The organism is Stenotrophomonas sp. HMSC10F07, assembly GCF_001807895.1.
GTDB classification, from domain to species: Bacteria; Pseudomonadota; Gammaproteobacteria; order Xanthomonadales; family Xanthomonadaceae; genus Stenotrophomonas; species Stenotrophomonas sepilia.
In genome coordinates this window covers 1-9,177 of the sequence record NZ_KV791356.1, presented here as the reverse complement: position 1 = coordinate 9,177, position 9,177 = coordinate 1, and the positions used below count along the sequence as shown (strand labels likewise).

General features: G+C 66.3%; 6 protein-coding genes and 1 other RNA gene. 2 read left to right on the top strand and 5 right to left on the bottom strand.

The features are described 5' to 3' along the window. Together HMPREF3114_RS21395 and sugE are read right to left on the bottom strand one after the other, a co-directional pair. The coding region (locus HMPREF3114_RS21395) for an autotransporter-associated beta strand repeat-containing protein (protein ID WP_256337633.1) at nt 1–4,600 on the bottom strand (4,600 nt) is incomplete at its 3' end. Between the two features lie 358 nt (nt 4,601–4,958). Continuing rightward, nucleotides 4,959–5,276, bottom strand: a complete 318-nt coding sequence (sugE, locus tag HMPREF3114_RS06455; protein WP_005415486.1) for a DMT family transporter — start codon at nt 5,274–5,276, stop codon at nt 4,959–4,961. Between the two features lie 300 nt (nt 5,277–5,576). Between sugE and ffs the strand changes: the two genes are divergently transcribed. Further along, nucleotides 5,577–5,673, top strand: an RNA gene (gene ffs / locus HMPREF3114_RS06450) — signal recognition particle sRNA small type. 148 nt (nt 5,674–5,821) lie between these two features. Here the strand turns inward: ffs and HMPREF3114_RS06445 are convergent. After that, nucleotides 5,822–6,589: an MBL fold metallo-hydrolase gene (locus HMPREF3114_RS06445; RefSeq protein WP_005415485.1), complete on the bottom strand. Its 768-nt coding sequence runs from the start codon at nt 6,587–6,589 to the stop codon at nt 5,822–5,824. Next, nucleotides 6,589–7,338 carry a 3-deoxy-D-manno-octulosonic acid kinase gene (locus HMPREF3114_RS06440; protein ID WP_053500321.1) on the bottom strand — a complete coding sequence of 250 codons (750 nt, stop codon included), beginning with the start codon at nt 7,336–7,338 and terminating at the stop codon, nt 6,589–6,591. The genes HMPREF3114_RS06445 and HMPREF3114_RS06440 overlap by 1 nt, the downstream gene beginning before the upstream one ends. Nucleotides 7,339–7,358: 20 nt before the next feature. On the opposite strand from HMPREF3114_RS06440, the gene HMPREF3114_RS06435 reads away from it, so the two are divergent. Next, on the top strand, nt 7,359–8,405 hold the full coding sequence (locus HMPREF3114_RS06435; protein WP_005415483.1) for a glycosyltransferase family 9 protein: 1,047 nt from the start codon (nt 7,359–7,361) through the stop codon (nt 8,403–8,405). Nucleotides 8,406–8,423: 18 nt separating this feature from the next. On the opposite strand, the gene HMPREF3114_RS06430 is transcribed toward HMPREF3114_RS06435, so the two are convergent. Then, nucleotides 8,424–8,828: a DUF6165 family protein gene (locus HMPREF3114_RS06430; RefSeq protein WP_005415482.1), complete on the bottom strand. Its 405-nt coding sequence runs from the start codon at nt 8,826–8,828 to the stop codon at nt 8,424–8,426. Nucleotides 8,829–9,177: the final 349 nt, after the last annotated feature.

Genomic DNA, 9,177 nt, shown 5'->3' with positions numbered 1-9,177 from the left:
CCAGCGCCAGCGTGCCGGCATTGATGGTGGTGCCGCCGGTGTAGGTGTTGGCACCGGACAGCGTCAGCGTGGTGGCACCATTCTTGACCAGGCTGCCATTGCCGCCGACCACGCCCGACAGCGTCAGCGCATTGCTGCCCGGCAACGTCAGTACGACGCCCGAGCCCAGCGTGACCGCATTGCCGAGTGTCACTGCCGCGCCCGCGTCCAGCGTGGTACTGGCATTCACCGCCAGCGCGCCGGTACCGAGCGCACCATTCGCACCGACCACCAGGCCACCGCCGTTCAAGGTCAGGCCGCCACCGAAGGTATTGGTGTTGTTGAGGGTCAGCAGGCCCGCACCGTTCTTGATCAGGCTGCCATTGCCGGCCACCACGCCACCGAGGGTGAGATCGTTGCTGCCACCCAGGGTCAGCTGCGTACCGGCACCGAAGTTCACTGCGTTGGCCAGGTTCAGCGCCACGGTGCTGTCCAGCGTGGTCGTGCCACCAATGCCCAGTGCACCGGTACCGAGTGCGCTGGCGTTGCCGAGAACCAGGCCACCGTCGTTGAGTGCAAGGCCACCACTGAAAGTATTGGGACCGGACAGCGTCTGCACGCCGGCACCGGTCTTGATCAGGCCGCCGGCACCATCGATCACGCCGGCAAAGCTGCCATTGCTGGCGCCGCCAAAGGTCAGCGACTGCGCGCCCAGCACCATGTGGCTGCCTGCCACGCCATTCAGCGCGCCGATGGTCTGCGCCGCACCGGCTGCGGAGATGTCCAGCGTTGCACCGGCACCGGCAAGATCCACCGCTCCGGCCGCGGCAAGACTGCCGCCCGCCCCCAGCGCCAGCGTGCCGGCATTGATGGTGGTGCCACCGGTATAGACGTTGGCGCCGGACAGGGTGAGGCGGGCCGTGCCGTCCTTGATCAGCCCACCGGCCCCGAATACCGGACCGGAGAGCGTCAGGTCATTGCCGCCCAGCACGGAGAGATTCGCACCGGCGGCCAGGCCGATGAGGTTGCCTACGGTGAGTGCAGACGTTGCATCCAGCGAAGCGTTGCCGCCCACGTCCAGCTGGCCGGTACCCAGTGCCTGCGCATTGCCCAGCTGCAGCAGGCCCGCGTTGAGGCCGACACCGCCGCTGAAGGTGTTGGGTCCATTCAACGCCAGCGTCGCCGTACCATTCTTGACCAGGCTGCCAGTGCCACTGATGAGACCGCCCAGTGACACGTCCTGGCTGCCCAGCAGATCCAGCGCCGCGCCTGCCCCGAGGTTGACGTTGTTGGCGAGGTTCAGCGCTGCCGAACTGTCCAGCGTGGCAGTGGCGCCCACCGACAGTGCACCGGTGCCCAGTGCGCCGGCGTTCCCCAGGAACACGCTGCCGCCGTTGACGGTGAGCCCACCACCGAAGCTGTTGGCGCCGTTGAGGGTCAACGTGCTGGCACCGTTCTTCACCAGCCTGCCGGTACCGGACACCACGCCACCCAGCGTGATCGCCTGCGAGCCCGGCAACGACAGTGCCGCACCGGCGCCCAGATCAACGTTGTTGGTCAGGCTCAACGGGGCGCTGCCATCGAGCGTGACGTTGCCGCCGATGCCCAGTACTCCGGTACCAAGCGCGCCGCTGTTACCCAGCAGCAGGCTGCCGGCGTTTGCATTCAGTCCACCGCTGAAGGTGTTGGTGCCGTTCAAGGTCAGTGTCGACGCGCCATTCTTGACCAGGCTGCCGGTGCCAGTGATGTTGCCGCCCAGGGTCAGGTTCTGGCTGCCCGGCAGGGTCAGGGCCGCGCCGAGGTTGATCGCATTGCCCAGGGTGAGCGCTGCAGTGGTGTCCAGCGAACCGTTGCCACTGACGGTCATGGCACCGCTTCCCAGCGCACCGGCATTGCCCAGCACCAGGCCACCGGCCGCAAGATTCACCCCACCGCTGAAGGTATTGGCGCCGGTCAGCATCTGCACGCCACTGCCCTGCTTGACCAGGCCACCGGTGCCGCCGATCACGCCAGCGAAGGTCTGGTTGGTGGCATCACCGAAGGTGAGCGTACTGCTGCCCAGTGCCAGGGTGCTGCCCGCCACACCGGACAATGCACCGATGGTCTGGTTGCCACCCAGCGCGATATCCAGTGCGCTGCCAGCGCCGGCCAGGCTGACCGCGCCGGTCGCCGCCAGGCGCCCACCACTGCCCAATGCCACCGTTCCGGCATTCACCGCCAGCCCACCGGTGAACGTGTTCGCGCCGCCCAACGTCAGCGTGGCAGCGCCGTTCTTGACCAGGCTGCCGCTGCCGCCAATGACACCCCCCAGCGTCAACGCGTTCGAGCCCAGCACATTGAGCGAACCACCGGCGCCCAGTGTGATGCCATTGCCCACGGTGAGCCCGGTGCTGGCGTCGAGCGATACCGCGCCGCCGACGTTCAGTGCGCCGGTTCCCAGTGCACCGCCGTTGCCCAGCACCAGGCTGCCGGCGTTGAGCGCCAGACCGCCGCCGAATGTATTGGCGCCGTTGAGGGTCAGTGACGATGCACCATCCTTGATCAGGCCACCCGCGCCGCTGATCACCCCGTTGAACGTCAGCGCCTGCCCGCCAAGCAGATTCAGGCTGGCACCCGATGCGAGGCTGACAGCATTGGTCAGCGCCAGCGCCGTGGTGCCGTCGAAGGTGGTGTTGCCGCCGACAGAGAGTGTACCGCTGCCCAGCGCGGCGGCATTGCCCAGCAACAAGCCACCGGCGTTGAGCGCAACACCGCCCGTGAGGCTGTTGACGCCCGACAGGGTCTGCACACCGGTGCCGACCTTGATCAGGCCGCCGGTGCCTGCGGCGAACGTGCCGCTGTAGCTGGTATTGCCCAGCCCGCCCAGGGTCAGGGTGTGGCTGCCGAGGTTGACCGAACCGCCGAGGCCGGCCAGCGAGCCGATGGTCTGGTTGGCCGCCGCCGAAAGATCCAGGCTGGTACCAATGTCCAGCGAGATCGCACCGGTGGGCGACAGGCTGCCGCCCGCGCCCAGCGCCAACGCGCCCCCGGCCAGGTTGAAGCTGCCGCTCAGCGAATTGGCACCGTTCAAGGTCAGCGTGCCGGCACCGTTCTTGGTCACGTTGCCGGCACCGGATATCGAGCCACTCAATGTCAGCGCATTGCTGCCCAGCAGGTTCAGCGAGCCCCCGCCATTGATCACCAGGTTGTTGCCCAGGTTGAAGCCCGCCGTCGTATCCAGCGAGGCGCTGCCACCGACGGTCAGGTTGCCGCTGCCGAGTGCACCGGCATTGCCCAGCAGCAGGCCGCCGGCATCGAGGTTGACGCCACCGGAGAACAGGTTTGCGCCGCCGAGAGTAACAATGCCGGTGTTGTTGACCGTCAGCCCACCAGCGCCAGAAAGCACGCCATTCAAGCCGAACGCATTGGTCCCGGCCAGGGATAGATTGCCGCCGAGGCTGAACGCATTGGCCAGGTTCAGACCGGCCGTGGAGGATGCGATGGCACCGCCGTTGACCGTGAACTGCCCTGTGCCGAATGAATCGGCATTGTTGAAATTGACCAGGCCATCATTGAGCGTCGTCAGGCCGGATCCGCCCCATGCGCCCTGCAGGTTCCAGGTACCGCTGTTGACGGTGAGCTTCTGGAAGTTGAGGTACTGGTTCCAGCCCAGTGTGGTCACCGCTCCGCCGGTGCCGGACCCCGGACCGCTGACGACGTTCTGCAACACCAGCGTGTTGTTGGCCGCACCACTGCCGGTACCGGCGTCGACCGATCCCGCAGCCGCAACCCTCACCCCGGTAACACCGGTAATCACGCCGGCAACAGCGCTGCCGCCACCGGTCACAACGCTGGAACCCGACACTGCGGTGAAGGTATTGCCGCCGGTCGAATCACCCAGGTGAACGCTGCCACTGACCGCCCCCGCATTGAGGAACGTATTACCGCCAGAAGCGCCCAGGCCGACACGCCCTTCGATGGTGCCGGTGTTGGTCACATTGGCTGCCGCACCACCGTAGGCCACCACCGTGGTCGCGTCGGAAACGCTGCCTGTGCCGATCAACGACGTGCTGATCAGGCCGGCGTTGTTGATGGTGGTGGTGCCGTTGACATTCTGCGCCACCAGCGCCTGCCCACCGAAGCCCAGCAGCGTTGCGATGTTGACGACACCCTTGATCTGTCCGCTGGCGTTGTTGTTGACGACGATCGCGCTGTTGTTGGCAGAACCATTGCCGATGACCAGGCCGGGCGAGGCAAGGACGATCGAGCTCGGATCGATCGTGCCATCGTTGTTGACCGTCACGTTGTCGCCGGTCAGCGTTGCTGCGTTGCCTCCACCTACGAACGGCGGCGTACGCAGCAACGCACCTGCGGCAATGTTCAGCGTGAGGCCGCTGGTCGCGTTGGAGTAGTTGTTGATGTTGGTGGTGCTGTCGCAGTTTACGGTCGTGGTGCCCGTACACGCCGCGAATGCCGATCCGCTGGCCAGTGTGGCGGCCAGTGCCGCCGCCAGCTGGTGCGCCCGCAATCGCAGCACCCGCCCTGCGCCGACCGCGCTTCCGCCGGGATTCCGGGTGACCTCCGAAGCAACCTGCATTACCCCAAGGGCGCGATTGAAAACCAGACGGTAAATGCGGTTCATCGGCAAATCTCCATGAAAAGACCGGATGGCACAGCTGGCAGGTTTTTCGAGACAATGCGGTCCACCCCTGCTCCCGATACGGGAACAAGGCCTGAAGGCATTAACTCCTGAAAATCTTCACATCTTCACGTGATCGCACCCCGGGACAGGTACGTCAGCGTGTCCACCAGGACGAAAACTCCCCGATTTCGCCCGACGAATGGCGGCACTGTGCGACCGGCCGTGCCAGCGGCATGTGAATCGCGCGCGTTATTTTCATGACGCACGTCAAATAAAATAGGCAGACAGAATGGTTTTGCCGAAAATGCATATCGCTGCATGTGGCGGAGAATCCATTCCCCGCCATGAGTAAATAAATTCAGCTGCTGGAGAGTTTCATCAGCACCAGGCCGGAAACAATCAGCACCGCTGCACCGATCCGCATCGGGCTGACCTGCTCCCCCAGGAACACGATGCCGACCACGAACGCGCCGACCGCGCCGATGCCGGTCCAGATCGTATAGGCGGTGCCCAGCGGCAGGCTGCGCATGGCCACCGCCAACAGCCAGAAGCTGGCGATCATGCCGATGATGGTGACCACGGTGGGGGTGAGACGGGTGAAGCCTTCGGACTGCTTCATGGACACGGCCCAGACGATTTCCAGCAGGCCGGCAAACAATAGATAGATCCAGGCCATGACGGCCCTCCTCTTGGTAGGGCCAGGCCGTCCTGGTCTTTGATTCCCGATATGGGGGAGGTCGTTCCTCCTGGCCGGCATTCTAGCAACGGGAGCCACGCCCGGCCGCCGTGGCCGGGAACGGGTTACAGCCGATTCAGTGCGTGAAGCTGGCATCGACGCACCCGCCTGCGCTAGAATGAGCGCCTGCCATCGGCTAGCCGATGTGCAGTCCGGCTGTGGTCTCCGGCGCATCGCGCGCTGCTTCCCCTGATCCGTGAACTGGCCGCCCTCGGGGCGGCCAACGTCTCTATGGTGGCCCCGTCGGCCCCTCGCGACGCTAGGTCGAAAACCCCGCCAGGGCCGGAAGGCAGCAACGGTATCGATCGACGCGGGCGCCGAGGTCAGCCGGCGGGGCCATCGCCTTTTCTGGCGACACCCGGCCCTGGCAGCTGCCAACCCTGGTTGGCGCCCCTCGCCGGGCATGGCCCAGCGCTACTGCAGCGCTCGCTCCAGCGCCTCCAGTTCGGCAGCCCGCGCCGTAACAGCGGGCTGGCCGGTCCTGCTCACGGCGGATCCTGCACCAGTACGTGCGGCGCGGTCGGGTCGGCCAGCGGCACGCACTGCCCCGGCTGCGCCACGCGGTGCCCGCGCACGGCCAGCGCTTGGCCATCGGCCACGCTGGCGTAGTGGTAGAGCATCATCCGCGCCTGCAGTTCGATGCTGTACTCACGCTCCAGGTCGTCCACGCCCGTGTGTGACGGGTTGCCATGCAGGCCGCAGTCGTGGGCGATCAGTTCGTTGTCGTTGGCGTAGCGCGCCAGCATCTCCGGAATCGGCCGGGTATCGCCGCTCCAGGTCAGCGCGCCCTGCAGGCGCAGGCCATAGGCCGTCTCCGGCCAGTGATGGCGCACCGGAAACACCTCCAGGCGCATCCCCTCATGCCAGAACGCCTCGCCCACCACGATCAGGTGGAAGGCATCCCAGAAGTTCGCACCGCCCTCGGCCAGCACGTTCGGATAGTCAGCAATGCGCTTGTGCAGCAGCGGCACCACCGTGGCAGGCACGTACAGGCGCACCTTGCCGCGCCGGTGCGCATTGAAGAAAGTGTCCACGAACAGGCGCTCGAAGCCGGCCACATGGTCCAGGTGCACATGGGTGACGAACAGCGCCTGCGGCATGTGCCCGTAGTGCGCCTTGAACGCGGTGAGGCCTTCACCGCCGCAATCGATGGTCAGCCACGGGCGACCACCGCGCTCGATCACCGACATCGGCGATCCCAGCTCGACCGCCGACGCATTGCCGACGCCGAGGAAACGCAACGACCAGTCCATCAGGTGCCCCGGTTCCACGCCATGTCATAGGCACGGCGCAGCCGTGCGTAGTCCTTCTGCACATCTTCCACGCTGCGCTCGCCGCGCAGCTTGACCAGCGAGCGCAGCAACCGCTTGAGGTTGCGTTCGCGCCAGCCGGTGGCCGGGATGCGGATCACCCCACGGTCGAAATCGATCAGCCAGCCATGACCACTGCCATCGAACAGGATGTTGTGCGCGTTGAGGTCGGCATGGTCCAGCCCGGCACGGTGGAAACGGGCGATCAGCCGCCCGGTCTCTTCCCAGGGCGCGCCCCGGCCCGCAACCAGTGCGCGGTCGGCCAGCGAGCGCACGCCCTCGATCCGTTCCATCAGGATCGCCGCCCGGTAGCGCAGGCCCTCACGCATGTAGAACGCGGCGATCGGCCGTGGCACCGGCAGCTTCTTCTCGCGCAGCGCGCGCATCAGGCGGAATTCGGCGAAGCTGCGGGTCCGGTCCGAGCCGCGCCAGAGGTACTGGTCGTGGCTGATCCGGGCCGCCATGCCGCCGCGCAGGTAGTGGCGCAGCACGCTGGCACCGAACGGCGCATCGACGAACCAGGCGCTGCCGCGGCCGCCCTCGCCCACCGGGCGGGCCTTGCTGCCCCAGTGCTGGGGCGAGAACAGGCCAATATCGGCTTGCCGCAGCCGCTCGCGGTCGAACAGAATGGCCCCGATGCCGCGACCCTCGCGGCATGGCGTCAGCGCTTCATTGGCGTCGAATGCGACCATTTCATTGAGTCTAACAACACATGGCATCAGCGTCCTCCTCCTTGTGCCTCCTGCGCTTGTCCGCACTTGGCGATGTCACCCACGTGGTGCCCCTGGTGCGCACCCTGCAGGCCGCACGCCCGGACACGCCGATCCACTGGATCATCGACAAAGCCGGCCACAAGCTGCTCGACGGGCTGCCCGGCGTCACCTTCCATGCCTACGACAAGAAGAGCGGCATGGCCGGGGTCAAGGAACTGCGCAGGCACCTGCCACCGGGGCGCTTTGAAGCGCTGTTGCAGATGCAGGTCGCGTTCCGCGCCAACCTGCTGTCGGCCTTCATTCCGGCCGAGCGCCGCATCGGATACGACCGCAGCCGCTCCAAGGACCTGCACGGGCTCTTCATCAACGAGCGTATTCCCGATCGCCCCGGCATCCACGTGCTGGATGCCATCGGCAGCTTCTGCGAGCCGCTGGGCCTGCGCCAGACCGAAGTCAGCTGGGATCTGGCCGTGCCGCCGTCCGCCTTCGAGTGGGCCGCCGCGCAGTGGCAGGACGATGGCCGCCCGGTGCTGATGATCTCGCCCTGTTCCAGCCACGTGCGCCGCAACTGGTACGCCGACCGCTACGCCGCGGTGGCCAACCATGCCGTCCAGCGCGGCTGGCGGGTGGTGCTGTGCGGTGGCCGCAGCGAACTGGAGCGCCACATGGCCGATGCGATCCAGGCGCAGCTGCAGACGCCTGCATTGGACCTGGTCGGCAAGGACACGTTGAAGCAGCTGCCTGCCCTGCTGGCCCGCGCCAATCTGGTGATGACCCCGGACTCGGGCCCGATGCACATCGCCAACGCAATGGGCACCAAAGTACTGGGGCTGCATGCGGCCAGCAATCCGGACCGCAGCGGCCCGTACTCGGACCGCCGCTATTGCGTGGACCGCTACGACGACGCAGCGCGCAAGTACCTGGCCAAGCAGGCCACCGATCTGAAGTGGGGCACCAAGATCGAGTTCGACGATGTAATGGAACTGATTACCGTCGAAGACGGTATCGCCGCCTTCGAACGCTACGTCGCCGACCACCTGGGGTGAGCGGCGGACTGCCCGGGATCACGTGCGCTGCGCGTAATCCTGATAGGACTTCTCTTCCACGTACGCCGAACCCAGCGCCAGGTTGATCGCCTTCTTGATGCGCGCGCGCTCGTCGTTGCGCAGGTAGACACTGCGCGCCAGGTCGATGAAGCCCTGGTCGAACGCCTGCGCCTTCTCCTTCAGGCGGATGTCGTCCTCGATGTCCCACAGCTGCTCGTTGACCGCCTTCAGCTCGGCACGCAGCTTGGCGATGTCCTTCACCGCAGCCGGGTGTGCCATCCAGGTCTGTTCCAGCGCCGACAGCTCCCTGCGCACATTGGCCAGCTTGCCCTCGTCGCTGATGCGCTCGGACTTGATCTGCAGGATCGAGATCTTGTCCAGCAGCTCGCCGAAGGACACGGGGACGAGGATTTCAGCGGTCATCGGGGAAAGCTCCAGCAGGTGATGCGTACATGTTAACCCGCAGCGTCCGCACGGATATCCCGGGTAGATCCACGCCATGCGTGGATGAGCCTGCCAGCAGGAACAGCATCCACGCACCGCGCGGATCTCCCGTGATCCATCTGGAGGACCAAGCCCCTCTGTTGAGTGGCTGCCCCGACAGGGGCGGGGAGAGGCCGGCAAAGGGAGGGGCCCACGCGTTGCACAGCAACGTGAGGGGCGACGCGCAGAGCGCGTCGCGTCCCACGCCAGATCAGTACAGGGTCACTACGGCGGGATGCCCGCCGCGCATCCACTCACCGCGCGGATCTCCCGTGATCCATCTGGAGGA